This is a genomic window from Ruminococcus sp. (assembly GCF_017549005.1).
GTDB lineage: Bacteria > Bacillota > Clostridia > Oscillospirales > Ruminococcaceae > Ruminococcus.
Map to the genome: position 1 here is coordinate 14979 of NZ_JAFYYT010000027.1, position 13559 is coordinate 28537.

The following is a 13559-nucleotide window of genomic DNA, read 5'->3' on the forward strand; positions in this document are numbered from 1 at the left end:
TGCAAGCTCTTTCTTTTGTTAAGTTTACGAGGAAGGTATAATAATGTATTTGGTGCTCTATTATTTGGGATCTGCCGTTATGACTTCAAACGTGTCAGCGTCGGCAATGAGTGCGAGACCTCTGCCGCATTCCCATTTCATGTTTATGTTGCCGGCGTCATCGACCATTTCAACTTCGCCGATACTGCCTGCCGGAAGGGGAAAAGGCTCCTCAGCCATGCTTATAAGGCGTATCATTGTGCCTTTTGGGTATAGCTTCCGCAGGCGCTCTATCTCAGTTTTACTTGGAAATCGCATTCTTTTCACCTCCGTGACGGAATGCGGTGTTGCCCGGAAGATTTCGGAGAATAACCCGTCTTGCAGACTTGTATTCGCTGCCAATCATGCCTATTCTAAGCAGGAAGCACCGCATTGCGTACTTCTCGTTGTCGCTGGTATCGGGCTTATTGTTGACGCGCTTCTGGTTTTTCGCAAACTCGCAGAGCATAGTAATGAACTGGCTGTATACCTGTGCGTCATCAGCTTCTGTGACTGTAAACCATTGGAAATCAATGGTTTCCTCACTCTCTGTGATTTCAAGGGAATTTGTGCCCAGAGCCCGCTTGAAAAGCTGCTCCTTGTTAGCTATTATCCGGCGCAGATTGGATATTGCTTCCTCATTGAGCATATCCTTCGGCATGGATATTGTAAGTATTTCCGATTCATCCTCAGAAGTATATCCTTCTTTTTCGAGCCCTTCAAGCACGCGCTCAATTATTTCAGTGTCCTCTCTGTCAGGAAATGAAAGAACTGCATCTTTGTCTAGTGTAAAGAATCCGATCTGATAAGCGCAGCTTGGAACTCCGCAGTAGCGTACATCAAAGTCTGCAAGCTCTCCGATTTTCTCAGCCAGTGCTTTACGCTTATCCTTTTCAATGTTATACTTTATCTCCATAGTGACCTCCTGTGTTCCGCTTATGCGGCGTTTTATCGTAGTCACATATTAACTCTTAATCGCACAGATAGCAAGACTGTAAAAGGGAGAATATGTGAATAACACGAGGCTCTGATTTGTGCATATTACAACGTCTCAAGATATTGACATATCAGCGGATGCGCTGTATAATCATAGTAACAGAAACCAAAGGAGTTTTTTAATGAGAGGAACTACACCGAGAGGCAAGATTGCATGGGGAATTGTCTGTTTCCTTGCTGCTGCATTGATGATAGTATTGATGATTATACTTTATCAGGAAACATCCAGGGATAAAATGCTGTATACAGTACCAGCGACCGGAACTGTGCAGCATTGCGAGTCCTATCAAAGGACAAATCCAAGTGGAGGCCGTAGAATTAAATACAAAACATATTACGCAATCACGATTAGTTACGAAACAGATTCTGCTCAGCAGCGGACAATTAAGATATTAAATCAGACCAGGCCTTATCAAAATGGCGAGGAAGTTGAACTGATGTGTAATCCGGACACAAATGAAGCGATACGGAAAAGTGAAACAGTGCAGGATCCATATATTTACATTTTAATTAGTTTGTTTGCACTGGCTATGATTGTAGGCGGTGTGCTTTGGATGAAGCATGGTCTACAGGAAGTTTAAAGGGATCAGCCTGCCTTCGTTTCGACCTCTTTGACCAGATCTGAATAAGAAATCTGCTGTCCGTTACGAATTACATACACGCCTTCGGCATCACCGGTGTCCTCAACGTAGCGCCGGAGAATGACGGAGGCGTATTTTTCGTCAAGCTCCATCATGTAGCAGATGCGGTTCATCTGCTCACAAGCCATAAGCGTCGAGCCGCTGCCGCCGAAGGTGTCAATAACCACCGCGTTCTCCTGCGTAGAGTTGCCGATGGGATAACCCAGCAGGTCAAGAGGCTTGCTGGTGGGGTGGTTCGCGTTGCGCTTAGGCTTATCGAAGTTCCAGAGCGTTGTCTGTTTGCGATCGGAATACCACTTGTGCTTGCCGTTCTGCATGAAGCCGTACAGCACCGGTTCGTGCTGCCACTGATAATCAGAGCGTCCGAGAACAAGGCTGTCCTTCACCCAAATGCAGCAGCCTGCGAGGTGGAAGCCTGCGTCAATAAAAGCTCTGCGGAAGTTCAGTCCTTCCGTATCAGCATGGAATACATAAGCCGCGCCGCCTTTTTCGAGGTGGTCAGCCATACACTTGAACGCCGACAGCAGAAATGTGTAAAACTCCTCGTTCTTCATACTGTCGTTCTGAATGGTCAGCCCGCTGGCACTCTTGAAAGATACACCGTAGGGCGGATCTGTAAGAATGAGATTAGCTTTCGTATCGCCCATAAGTGTATTTACATCTTCGGGGCTGGTGGCATCACCGCACATGAGACGATGCCTGCCGACTGTCCAAAGGTCACCTTTTTCTACGAATGAAGCCTTTTCAAGTGCCACTGTCAGGTCGAAATCATCGTCCTTTGCTTCACTTTCCGTACTGTCGGAGAACAGGTCTGCCAGTTCCTTTTCATCGAAACCGGTCATGGACAGGTCGTAGCCCATGTCCTGAAGTTCCTGCATCTCAACGGCGAGAAGCTCCTCGTCCCAGCCAGCATCAAGCGCCATTCGGTTATCGGCAAGAATGTAGGCTTTTTTCTGCGCTTTAGTCAGGTGGTCAACATATACACATGGCACCTCCGTGATGCCCTCCTCCTTCGCCGCCATAAGGCGACCATGACCTGCGATGACGTTGAACTCGCGGTCGATGATGACGGGATTAACAAAGCCGAACTCCCGCAGCGATGAGCGCAGCTTCTTTATCTGCTCGGGAGAGTGTGTGCGGGCGTTATTGACATAGGGTATGAGCTTGTCGGTGCTGACAAGCTGAAAATCTTTCGTTGTGTTCATGTGTACCTCACTTTCTGCTGCGGAGAAGCTGCTCCATAAGGTCGTCCTGTGGAGAGCCGTCAAACTTGGTAGTGCAGTTCTGCTTCACTATATCAAAAATCTCATACCAGAGCAAATTAGCCTGTTTCTGGTAGGATTGACTTAGGGATGCAAATGGTGAAGCTACTACTCCGCCTGTTGTCGGATGCTTACCGAGCAGACCGTATTTGGAGAGAGCATCTTCACACTGTATAAAACGGGCAAAAGCCATAGAGTAACTTTCAAGGAGGCGCTTGTTAACAAGTCTTTCACAGCCGCGGTTTTTCAGCCAGAGCCATGTTTCCTTGTATATCTCGTCAGCACCCAGGGGCTTGCCGTCTTTCTGACGTGCCGAGAGGTATTCACCCGGCGAGGGCATTTCCTCACCGACGAGGTCTGCGGCATCATCAAGGTCAGCACCTTCCAATACGGTCGGCGTGAATTCTATGATATCTGCATCTTCACCTGCTGCTATCTTTTCTGCGAGAGGCTTCGGTTTATCACCTGCGCGGACACGGCGTCCGCCGCGGTTTGTACCGTCCTTTGCCATTTTATCACCTGCCTATAAAAAATGCCGAAACCACGAGGATTTCAGCTTGTAAAATATTCGAGGGGTTAATAGGGCGTTTGAACCTGCCTTTTTGTGCGTAAGAGGGGGCGCCGGTCTTCCTGCGGTCAGTCTGTAGAGATTTCGATACCCCCACCGGGGCAGCCCCCAAGCCCCGCGCGTTATTCTTGTTCCAACTACCTTGATATCTGATAGAAAGTATAGTATAATATAATTATTACAAAACGAAGGTGGTATATCGTATATGAGTTTCCTAAAAAAAATATCTGACATTCTTCATCATACCACGTCGTGTGAACTGCCAGCCGAATCAAAACAATCAGGAGCTCCAACGCATGATGTTTCTGGGAATGGCGTACCAAGCTCGCTAAGGTATGAAGTATCTGATGACCATATCGTAATAACAGGCTGCTCTGCGAAAGAGATATCGGTCGTGATACCTGCCGAGATAGAAGGTCTGCCAGTTACAATAATCAACAGCACTTCTTTTGCTCAGCATAAGCTGATTAAGAAAATTGTAATACCGGATTCCGTCACACTGATTGGAAGTCTTGCGTTTTTAGAAAGTGGCCTAACGTCCGTTAAAATGTCCCGTTCTATAACATTTATCGCAAGCGGTGCATTCAAGAATTGCACTGAGCTTACTGATATCACGTTTCCGGATGCTCTTCAGAAAATCGGTCCGGAAGCATTTAACGGATGCAAGTCACTGAAACGTATTGTCCTTCCCGCATCTCTAAAAGAGCTCGTTGACACAAGTATATTTGCCAACTGCACTGACCTCCGTAACTTTCAGGAGTGGCGTTGAAGTTATCCCAAACTTCACGTTTAAAAGATGTTCAGCTTTAACAGAAATTACCCTCCCGGATACTCTGAAAGAGATTAGAATGCATGCATTCAGTAGATGCTCGGCACTGAAAGTGATAAAGCTGCCGGATTCCCTGCAAATTATCGGATGGGGTGCATTTTATGAATGCACCTCGCTGGAGGAGATAAATATTCCATCATCTGTGACACTGATAAAGGATTTCGCTTTTTGTGACTGCACATCACTTAAGGAGATAACGATTCCAGCTTCTGTGACACTGATAAAAGAAATCGCTTTTTGTGATTGCAGCTCTCTTAAGTCGGTCATCATTAAAAATCCAGATTGTGTGATCTACGACAGCGGAGGTACAATCTCAAACTGTTCAGAGGTCGTCAACGGTAAACGCCAGTTCTACTTTTCCGGTACTATATATGGTGCTGCTGGTTCAACAGCACAGGCCTACGCAGAAAAATACGGATACAGGTTTGAATGCATATGACAGCCTAAGTGACATGATAAGAATATGATACCGCCAAACGATCTGAACGTTAAGGTACTCCTCTTTTTCAATACTTATACACAGGTCTGCTTTCCTCTTGTCCGGTTTTCTTATCGTGACAGGACTTACAAAGTGCCTGCCAATTGGATTCGCTCCACATAAGAGAGTAGTCGCCTCGGTGGGGAATTACATGGTCAACGACCGTTGCGGTCACGAACTTGCCCTGCGCCAGACACTTCACGCACAACGGGTTCTTGCGAAGATAAGCCTTGCTTACTCGTTGCCATTTGCTACCGTAACCACGCTTACTAGCAGACAGTCGTTCAGGATATAGGGGCTTATGTTCGTCGCAATACGCACCCTCGGTCAGTCTCGGACAGCCTGGGTGCTTACACGGCTTCAATGCTTTCCTCGGCATCGCCGCCACCTCCATAGAAAATAAAAAAGCAGTCCGAAGACTGCTTATATTTTTATTCATTTGTCGTTATCATGTTTTTTGAGCTTTATCACACGAATAAGATTCAATATATTTCCGATCAGAACAAACATCATTCCGATAGGAAGCTTCCAGTCGTTAGTCTTTCCGCCGAAGAACCATAGCAGACCAAATGCGAGACCTACAGCGAATAACACAAGTATTATTGCAGAAAATATTAACTTCGTCTTCTTGTTCATAGTCATCTCCTTTTCGTAGATCACGTCGAATTACAAAAGAATTATAACACACTGAAGCGACTCTGTCAATATCATTGTTTCTGCATTATACAGTATATCATAAAACAGACGTATTATCAAGTATTATGGTGTATCATCGAGTATCATCTTTTTTACAGCCATACTATGAAGCCTTTTTGTATGAGATTCGCTGTAGCCTATCTCCTCAGATACCTTGCGCCAGCACTTGAACTCTATGTAACGCTTGTAAAGCAAGTCCCGTTCATCTGGATTTTCGAGAGTTTCTATAGATGCAAGTAAGGAGCGTTTAAGTTCTTCAAGTTCGTTAAAAGCTATGTCTGCTTCACGATCAAGATCAATAGCCCTTCCGATACGCTTAGACATTTTATGTGGATCATAAGTAGTTATTTTAGGCATATCGTTTAACGCTGGTGAAGAAGGTGAACCCTCCGTAATGCGTATTTCTTCAGCTTCACGACGTTTCCTTTTTATACGACGAAGCAAAGCATTTGCCTTAATCATGTATTCTTTTGGTGTCATTGAAGTTCCTCCAGCTTATGAAATATAATTGATGCAAAGGAATTATCGCCCTGCATAAGTCCTATTGCAGCGCAGGCAAGCTGCGCTATCTCTCTGATATTATGGGATTTATATATCTGAGAGATAAGCGTACCTGCCTTACGTATATTGTTCTGATAGTCCTTGTAGACTCTGCAGAACATTATGTGTTCTGAAACCGCCTCGTTATACCGCCTGATAAGTAGTCCTTTCTTTAATTCAGCATCCTCTTTGCTTAGGCTTTCAAATTTATAATCATAATAAATCCTGCGAAGTTCTGAGAAATACAAATATTCTGCAGGCGGGAAATCGGAAACATCAAGAGTGCCATCGTAAGCTTGCCTTTCAAGGCGTTTCCTGACATCAGCATCACTAAAGTCAATTGTACTTTTCATTTTATCCTCCTATACTCCCTGGGGGATAATAGTGCTTATATAATAATAAATATATATATTATTTTTTCTTTTTTCTTTTTTTATAAAAAGGAATATAATATAGAAGAAAATAGTCACTTATTATCCCCTATCAATTAATACTATTTGCCAATGAAATGCCTGTATATATTATGTTTCCGTTGGATTTACGCTTGTTATAGCGCTTCGTCAGTTCTACTCCGAACTTGCGGCTGGACATCCGGTATTCATTGCATTCGGCTGCCCACTGACAATAAAGGGCATACAGCACAGATGATTTCACCTCGCCGCCAGCTACGATATATTCGGAGCTGAGGAAGGCGGATATAACATCCATTTCGTTACGGTATTCCTTTACCGCTTCCATGACTACCATAGGCTTGTTAAGTCCTTCGTATCGCCATAGGCGGTAGCCCTCCATCATCCATGCGAGAATATCAGGCAGTTCCTCGGTAAGCTTTTCACCAAGGTTCTTATCAACCTTTTCTTCAGGTATAGTAACCGTAAATGGAATAATATGTATTCTGCGCCATATACCAATGTCAGTTCCACGGATAGTTGGCTTATGGTTCGTAGCCATCCACAGCTTGAACTCGGGACGGTACTCAAACTCGTCGCCGTACAGCTTTCGTGCAGTAACAACATCATCACCGGTAAGCTGCTTAAGAAGGCCTTCATTAAGCCTCATTCCCTCATTGGGTTCTACTGATGTTACGAGGCGAGCGCCTTTTAATCTGGCTATATCCGAATTTGCGTTGGTTGTTGTTGATTTCATCATAATACTTTCAGGCTGTATATTTGTCGCATATTCTCCCAGGATAGCTCTGACAACTTCAAGGAAGGTGGATTTTCCGTTTCTGCCTGTTCCATAAAGAAAGAATACACACTGTTCTGAGGTAAGCCCGCTTAATGAATAGCCAAGAGCTTTCTGTACATAGCGGATAAGCTCCTTGTCACCGCTGAATATATCATCAAGGAAACGCAGCCATAAAACAGGACGTTTCGGATGCAGAGGCATTGAGGTTCCCAGCATGCGAGTCATATAGAATTTGTTATTATGTGGCGCGATAGAACAGTCATCCAGATTAAGTACACCGCTCTGGGAATTTACAAGGGTCTTATGGGTATCAAGCTCTGCAGGACTAATAGCGACGATATGCTCGAATTCCTTTATCATAGCTCTTTTAGCAGCATTTGAACGGGTACGCTTCATATGCTTCTGATAATCCTGAAGGAACTTTCCGTTTTCATGGGAAGCCCACGTCTGCAACTCACGTTTCATCTGATCAAGTACAAGGTCAGCGTACACATACACCATACCACGAACATCATACTGCCATTTACCGTTTTCATAATAGAGCCAGCGCTTGTCAACATAGCAGTATCGCAGGATATTGCCGCTGAGCTCCTGCATTCGCTGGGCGTTTCCCGTATCATCAAGAGAATACATTTTTGGCAGCAGCTGAGACTTCTGAGCCGGTGAATCACCTATGGATATATTATAGTCAGATCTGTGCTGCGGATTATAGAAGCTTTTACAGCTGGCAGCAGCTCTCGTAATAGTTATCATTCCGTAGGTACTGCCGCTCTGCTTTCTGTCCCATTTATCACGCATGAGACCGGATTTCCGGTATATGCTGTCCATAAGCTTTGTATCTCCACCGCACCAGAATGCAAGCATGCCGCAGAATGCCATGTCTGCTTCAGACTGCGATGGGAAGCCGGATATATCACCGCTGTACAGGGCTGCAAAGCGTTCACTGCCTTGTGATGTCATAGCTTTGCTGATTATCTCCTGCTCAGTCAGATTTGTTGGAGTCAAAGGAATCTGGTCAGGTATAGTGCCTGGCTTACTGCCACCGATATATTTACTGTGGAGTGGCTTGATCCTTTCAGTACAGTCAGTTACCTCAGCAAATTCAGAACAGATATCACCTGTCATAATAAAGAATCTGCCTTTATCATACATCTCTATCTTGCCTTTCCGTCTGCCGCCTTCAGGCAGACTTCCTTTGCAGATAATGTGTATTCCGTTACCCGACTGAGAAGTCTCTGCATATGACTGCAGTCCATAAATAAATTCGGATATTATATTTTCTGCTCCGTCGTAGGTGTAGTCCTGAATGGCATCATGACAGTCATCAATATCCACTCCAAAGAAACCGCTGTCTGTAAACATAAATCCAATACCGCTGTATTTAGCAGATTCACGTACTGCAGTATCATAGTCCGACCAGGTCTGCGGATTGTTTGACATAGCCTGTCCGCCTGTTCTAGGATTTACAGGGATTTTTTTGATACCCGAATGGGAAGCTGCATCAGGAACAGCCTTCCAGCATACCCAGTTAGGAACTGATTTCATTTCGTTTGGTATGTATTCGTACATATTGTTTCTCCTTACATATAGTTATTAAACACAATTTCCGGGAAATATCGTATATTGAGTTTTTTGCGCCTTGCCAGCTTTATTTCCCGCTGCATTCCCTTAGAGAATATATTACCGAATATCCATATCTCGTCGCATTTAGCAAGGATAATACGGTTCATAAACAGTGCCAGCTCACGCTCGGCAGGTATGTCGTCATTAAGGAAAAGCGGAAACAGCAGATGCGGAGCAAAGGGTATAGCATGATTCTCCACTGCAAATTTGCAGTATTGCTTGGCATTACGTATATTCTCCTCTTTATCTCCCAAAGAAAATGGTGAACAGATATACACAAATGGACGGTATTTCCTCTTTATTTTATCAGCTCTTTCCTCACGCTGGATACGGCTGAGTGCTTCATATTCTGTTGGGCTTGCATAGCCTTCGCTGTTTCTGTAGTTCATATTTTACTCCTTTCGCCCGTAGTGCGGGACAGTGTTAACTGTCCCACGGGCATATATTATTTAGAATGGTACATCGCCGTCACTGAGTATTTCTTCAAAGTCGCTAAGATTTCCCATATCCACAGGTGTTCCTGCAAAAGTCTCTGCAGGTTTCTGCGCCACGGTATCTGCAGTCACGGTGGGCTTATCCTTGTAAACGTGCCTGCACTCCGGAAACTTGGATTCATTCATGAATTTCACTATTTCACGCATCTGGCCGTTATACTCGTCATGACCTACAGTTACTCGCATTACATGATTTATTAGTTCATCACAGAGAGCCTGTACATTTTCATAATTCTTTCCGCTGGGGAGTGCTGCAGCCTTTGACAGAGACATTATCTGCTTGAAGCTGTATCCCTGTACCTGCATATCAGCCGGTGACGGCTCACGGCGCTTCCACAGAGTATGGAACAGTAAGCGGTTCTGATACTTCTGCTCAACGTCATTACGAATTACCAATGTCAGATTCAATCCTGTTGCGCCGTTCTGAGTAGTTCTTTCCTCGATTGTTTTTATGATAACTTCGTACTCCCCTTTTAGAATGAGCTCGAAGCTGTTAACCTCGGAATAATCCGTTGAAAATCCCATATTATTTTCTTCCTCCTGTTACAAGTTGTACTGCTTCCTCGGGACTTCTGCAAACGCCAGCGATTGCACCGTTTTTACGCATGGTCTCAAGGAAGTTTTTCTGCTGGTCCGTTGGTCTGCCTTGTGTAGTTTTTACCTCGATGAACACGGCTCTGCCATCGACTTTGCGTACTCCGAAAAGATCTGAGAAACCTTTGGGAACTCCCGTATCGAAGTATCTGCCGTCGGGAGTATAGCCCTTGCCTACGTTTATCCTGAACATCACGCAGGTGTCCGCAAGTGCAAGCCGTATTTCATTCTGTATTCTGTGTTCCTCTGTCATAACCATCCTCTATTCTTTGCCTGATAGTAGACCCATCCCAACTTATATCCGTGTCGTTTGGCATATACTGAAAGCTCCTGCATATTCCTGCACTGAGCAGCATCTTCATATTCAAGTATAAAGCCTGATATTTTCTGAAGTTCCGCATTATCTTTTTGTTCTATCCTACGCTCCTGCTTTGGAAACTGGTATCCACAAGCTGGACAAACAGATCTCCCAAATACAGGAGGTTCAAATGTATAATAGCACTGCGGACACTGCTTGGCCATGACATCAGGTACATCATCTGACTGCCCGCGCTTTGCCTTTTTTGCATTCAGATCCCATTTCCGGTCTGCATCAGGCATTCCGAAACGAGCATAGTTACCGACATGATCAATAATTATAGCCCTTTTTCCCGGCTTATATCGCATACACCGCATTGACTGCTGGATGTATAGGGTAAGACTCTTCGTAGGTCGCAGCAGTATAGCACAGCTGCAGTCAGGAACGTCAAAGCCCTCAGATATCAGGTCTACGTTACAGAGTATCTTTATATCTCCGCTTCTAAAGGCTGCTATTATTCTATCTCTTTCTGCTTTGGGTGTACCTCCGTCGATATGAGCTGCGGTAATACCTGCGGCACTGAATTCATCAGCCATAGTTCTGGAGTGGTTCACGGATACGCAGTAACAGATAGCCTGCCTGCCCACTGCAAGCTCCCTGTAGTGCCTGATTGCGTCACCGAAAACAGCTGTTTTCAGTAATGCCTTTTCTGCTGACTTGGTTTCATACTCGCCATGGAGTATCCTTATTCCAGTCAGATCAGCAATAGTAGGCGCATAATAATCGTAGGGAGAGAGATAATGATTTGCGATAAGCCACTTAGCTGATACGCCTTCGATAAGAATATCGTTAACATCACCAAGGCCGCTACCGTCAAGCCGAACAGGTGTTGCTGTCACTCCAAGCCTGCACACATCGGGAAAAGCGTCGTATATACGACGGTATGTTGCTGCCTTGGAATGATGGTTCTCGTCTGTTATGATCAGAGATGGCTTTTTAAGCTTTGAAACTCTACGTGATGCCGTCTGTACCATCATGACCTCCGTTTTGTTCATATCAACGCCCCATCTGCTGAAAGTCCACTGTATCTGCTCTACCAGTTCACGACGATGAACCAGAAACAGAACATTGTTATTCTTTGCAGCTGTACGTTTTGCGATTTCTGCCACTATTATTGATTTGCCGCCTCCGCATGGAAGTACCACACATGGTGCCTTATAACCAGTAAGATACGCTTTACGAACACGGTTTATAATATCAGTCTGATAGGGCCTGAGCATTTTCTCCATCCTTGCGTTTCTTTATTTCCTGAGCCATACAGCTCCAGCATAGCTTTCTACCAAAGTTTTTCATTGTACCGTCAGCTATCTGTTCCGCAGATCTGCCCTGAGCTGATACAATCAGACCGCCACAGTCAGCGCACCTGTCAGGCTCCACACCTCCGCTTAACCATTCCTTGAGCTGCCTGCCAAGTTCAGGAGTTATTATTCCTGTCCATGAATCGAGAAATGTCGTATCCTTTGAGGTCGAAGCTGTATGACTTCTGGCAATATTGAAAACGATATCAAATTCATATTCAGTATTTTCACGCTGTACCGGGGCAAGTCCTATTTTTACAGGGACAGTCTTGCCGCGCTCATTCTGCTCCATAGCGTATGCCATTTTTGAACGCATGGTAACGATGATATGGCAGTCTGCAGAAAGCAGCGTATTCACAAGGTGGTTCTGTATTTTACCAGCCTCATTCCATACTGTAAAGCTGTTTTTATTCTGTGTCTGCTCAAGTTCTGTCTTAAGATCCAGTACACCGCCTTCATTATCCCAGGCATGACTGAAACTATCCACAATTACTACTCCGTCCGGTCCCACTGCAGCAGTAGCCTCCTTGACCTTGTCAATATACCTGTCAGGTGAATAAGGTGGAGTCAGCTCGTCATACAGAAATGCGCCTGTTTCGAGATCGCTTCTTTCAGCGTAAAACTGAGCTCTTCCATGCTCCGTATCTATAAGAGCGATTTTGCCCCAGTCGCCCGTTACGCCGTAAGCAAGATACAGTGCGGATAGTGTTTTTCCTGCACCGCTTGGACCTGCCAGCGCCACTCGCATTTTTGCGGCTTTTCGCTGAGCTTTTTTGAATGCCATATATTTCCCTCCTCACTTAATCTGTATATTCTGACGCTCAACAAGCTGTGCGCCTTTTATTACCTCTCCTGCAAGCAAAGCAGCTTTAATTGCAGCCTTATCAGGAGTGTAGGTAATTTTTTTCACATTCCACTTCTTTGGGAGAAGCTCCGCATTTATTTCCGTAGCAGTCGATCTGCGGAAGCTAATACGCACCCTTGCAGTTTCAAACGACTGGGTACAGAGTGCATTTGACAGCCAGTTTCTTAGAGAAGCTGCCTTATTCTCGGCAATCTTCATGCGCCTGTCAAGTGCATCTCGCTCGGCTTTTATAGCTGCTGCATCCGACTCAAGATTTTTAACCCACAGCGCTACATTCTCGAGCTTGGCATTGCGTTCCATAAGCAGAGCACTAAGCATTTCCTCGTTAATGATTTCTCCGGTATCGGCATCTACACAGCCGCTTATAGCAGAATCAATCTCATACAGCGTCGACATCTTTGCAGTCCTCCTTCATATTTGTCACGTTTATCGGCGGCATTTCAGACGTTTCCTGCTCGATAAGGCACTGCTTTGCCACTTCATCCGCGACTGCACTTATAAAGATTAGCGCGTCTGCCATGTACTTTCTCTGTTTTTTGTTCATTTCAATTCCTCCATTTGTAGTGTGATTAATAACGATGTCCTTTCGTCCGAAGAGTAATTACAGGATAAGCCTAACACTGCAAAAAAAAAAGAGCGTACACAGAGAAAGGCTATCACAGTGACAGCTGACAATAGAAAATATATATCAGCTGTATGAAATATCCTGCACCCTCTATGTACACTCAGGGCAAGTTATTCTTTTCTCAGTCGTTTGACTGTGTCTATATCATATCATTTTCAAAACAGCATTAACATAGATAATAAACCGACCATGTAATTTGTTTATTATATCCTAACGCAAGCTGTATTTAATTCTTAAACAGGTAATAACGCACTATTTGTATTAATAATATTTTGATATTCTGTTAATAAACTGTTTCCAAACTTGAAATATGGTCGGTTTGCATCCGACCACTGCCAGGGCATAAAAAAAGAGACCCGAAGGTTAATGTCATTAAGCTAATCGAATAATGAAAAGGAATCAGGAGTATGTTTGAAAATAAACGAGCATACTCCTGATAGTATTTATTAAAAAAAGGCAGCACGAAAAGACAGATCAGAGATCTGC

The 13559-nt window shown here is 44.5% G+C and carries 20 protein-coding genes; 3 read left to right on the forward strand and 17 right to left on the reverse strand.

Features of this window, described 5'->3' with window-relative positions:
- Window positions 1-60: 60 nt before the first annotated feature.
- Together IKW96_RS06840 and IKW96_RS06845 are read right to left on the reverse strand one after the other, a co-directional pair.
- Window positions 61-297 carry a DUF4314 domain-containing protein gene (locus tag IKW96_RS06840; protein ID WP_296572203.1) on the reverse strand — a complete coding sequence of 79 codons (237 nt, stop codon included), beginning with the start codon at window positions 295-297 and terminating at the stop codon, window positions 61-63.
- Window positions 281-979: a hypothetical protein gene (locus IKW96_RS06845; RefSeq protein ID WP_296572206.1), complete on the reverse strand. Its 699-nt coding sequence runs from the start codon at window positions 977-979 to the stop codon at window positions 281-283. Before IKW96_RS06845 ends, IKW96_RS06840 begins: the two co-directional genes overlap by 17 nt.
- 157 nt (window positions 980-1136) lie before the next feature.
- On the opposite strand from IKW96_RS06845, the gene IKW96_RS06850 reads away from it, so the two are divergent.
- Window positions 1137-1595 (forward strand): hypothetical protein, encoded by a 459-nt coding sequence (locus IKW96_RS06850; RefSeq protein WP_296572209.1) that lies wholly within the window; start codon window positions 1137-1139, stop codon window positions 1593-1595.
- 5 nt (window positions 1596-1600) lie between these two features.
- On the opposite strand, the gene IKW96_RS06855 is transcribed toward IKW96_RS06850, so the two are convergent.
- The 3 genes from IKW96_RS06855 to IKW96_RS06865 all read right to left on the reverse strand — a co-directional run bounded on the left by IKW96_RS06855 (window position 1601) and on the right by IKW96_RS06865 (window position 3929).
- On the reverse strand, window positions 1601-2860 hold the full coding sequence (locus IKW96_RS06855; RefSeq protein ID WP_296572211.1) for a site-specific DNA-methyltransferase: 1260 nt from the start codon (window positions 2858-2860) through the stop codon (window positions 1601-1603).
- A 7-nt stretch (window positions 2861-2867) separates the two neighbouring features.
- Entirely contained in the window at window positions 2868-3428 is a 561-nt protein-coding gene (locus IKW96_RS06860; RefSeq protein WP_296572215.1) for a terminase, read from the reverse strand.
- A gap of 297 nt (window positions 3429-3725) precedes the next feature.
- Complete coding sequence (locus IKW96_RS06865; RefSeq protein ID WP_296572218.1) at window positions 3726-3929, reverse strand: hypothetical protein; 204 nt, start codon at window positions 3927-3929, stop codon at window positions 3726-3728.
- Between IKW96_RS06865 and IKW96_RS14810 the strand changes: the two genes are divergently transcribed.
- Both IKW96_RS14810 and IKW96_RS06870 read left to right on the forward strand, forming a co-directional pair.
- The gene (locus IKW96_RS14810) at window positions 3880-4254 is read left to right on the forward strand and encodes a leucine-rich repeat domain-containing protein (protein WP_367112949.1); all 375 of its coding nucleotides are present in this window, start codon (window positions 3880-3882) and stop codon (window positions 4252-4254) included. The two genes, IKW96_RS06865 and IKW96_RS14810, sit on opposite strands and share 50 nt — an antisense overlap.
- Window positions 4211-4753, forward strand: coding sequence for a leucine-rich repeat domain-containing protein (locus IKW96_RS06870; RefSeq protein WP_296572221.1), 543 nt, complete (start codon window positions 4211-4213; stop codon window positions 4751-4753). Before IKW96_RS14810 ends, IKW96_RS06870 begins: the two co-directional genes overlap by 44 nt.
- 67 nt (window positions 4754-4820) lie before the next feature.
- Here IKW96_RS06870 and IKW96_RS06875 read toward each other — a convergent pair whose 3' ends face one another.
- From IKW96_RS06875 to IKW96_RS06930, 12 genes are all read right to left on the reverse strand, one after another.
- Window positions 4821-5231, reverse strand: a complete 411-nt coding sequence (locus tag IKW96_RS06875) for an HNH endonuclease (RefSeq protein ID WP_367112948.1) — start codon at window positions 5229-5231, stop codon at window positions 4821-4823.
- On the reverse strand, window positions 5228-5428 hold the full coding sequence (locus IKW96_RS06880; protein ID WP_295088228.1) for a hypothetical protein: 201 nt from the start codon (window positions 5426-5428) through the stop codon (window positions 5228-5230). The genes IKW96_RS06875 and IKW96_RS06880 overlap by 4 nt, the downstream gene beginning before the upstream one ends.
- A gap of 123 nt (window positions 5429-5551) precedes the next feature.
- Window positions 5552-5968, reverse strand: a complete 417-nt coding sequence (locus IKW96_RS06885; protein ID WP_296572227.1) for a hypothetical protein — start codon at window positions 5966-5968, stop codon at window positions 5552-5554.
- Window positions 5965-6381 (reverse strand): hypothetical protein, encoded by a 417-nt coding sequence (locus tag IKW96_RS06890; protein ID WP_296572230.1) that lies wholly within the window; start codon window positions 6379-6381, stop codon window positions 5965-5967. The genes IKW96_RS06885 and IKW96_RS06890 overlap by 4 nt, the downstream gene beginning before the upstream one ends.
- 130 nt (window positions 6382-6511) lie before the next feature.
- Window positions 6512-8785 (reverse strand): phage/plasmid primase, P4 family, encoded by a 2274-nt coding sequence (locus IKW96_RS06895; RefSeq protein ID WP_296572233.1) that lies wholly within the window; start codon window positions 8783-8785, stop codon window positions 6512-6514.
- Window positions 8786-8796: 11 nt separating this feature from the next.
- On the reverse strand, window positions 8797-9228 hold the full coding sequence (locus IKW96_RS06900; RefSeq protein ID WP_296572237.1) for a DUF4406 domain-containing protein: 432 nt from the start codon (window positions 9226-9228) through the stop codon (window positions 8797-8799).
- 60 nt (window positions 9229-9288) lie between these two features.
- Complete coding sequence (locus tag IKW96_RS06905) at window positions 9289-9858, reverse strand: DUF669 domain-containing protein (protein ID WP_296572240.1); 570 nt, start codon at window positions 9856-9858, stop codon at window positions 9289-9291.
- Window position 9859: 1 nt separating this feature from the next.
- Window positions 9860-10180: a VRR-NUC domain-containing protein gene (locus tag IKW96_RS06910; RefSeq protein ID WP_296572244.1), complete on the reverse strand. Its 321-nt coding sequence runs from the start codon at window positions 10178-10180 to the stop codon at window positions 9860-9862.
- Complete coding sequence (locus tag IKW96_RS06915) at window positions 10177-11505, reverse strand: DEAD/DEAH box helicase family protein (protein ID WP_296572247.1); 1329 nt, start codon at window positions 11503-11505, stop codon at window positions 10177-10179. The genes IKW96_RS06910 and IKW96_RS06915 overlap by 4 nt, the downstream gene beginning before the upstream one ends.
- Entirely contained in the window at window positions 11483-12367 is an 885-nt protein-coding gene (locus tag IKW96_RS06920) for an AAA family ATPase (RefSeq protein WP_296572250.1), read from the reverse strand. The genes IKW96_RS06915 and IKW96_RS06920 overlap by 23 nt, the downstream gene beginning before the upstream one ends.
- A gap of 12 nt (window positions 12368-12379) precedes the next feature.
- Window positions 12380-12844, reverse strand: coding sequence for a siphovirus Gp157 family protein (locus IKW96_RS06925; protein ID WP_296572253.1), 465 nt, complete (start codon window positions 12842-12844; stop codon window positions 12380-12382).
- The gene (locus IKW96_RS06930) at window positions 12828-12992 is read right to left on the reverse strand and encodes a hypothetical protein (protein WP_296572256.1); all 165 of its coding nucleotides are present in this window, start codon (window positions 12990-12992) and stop codon (window positions 12828-12830) included. Before IKW96_RS06930 ends, IKW96_RS06925 begins: the two co-directional genes overlap by 17 nt.
- Window positions 12993-13559 lie beyond the last annotated feature (567 nt).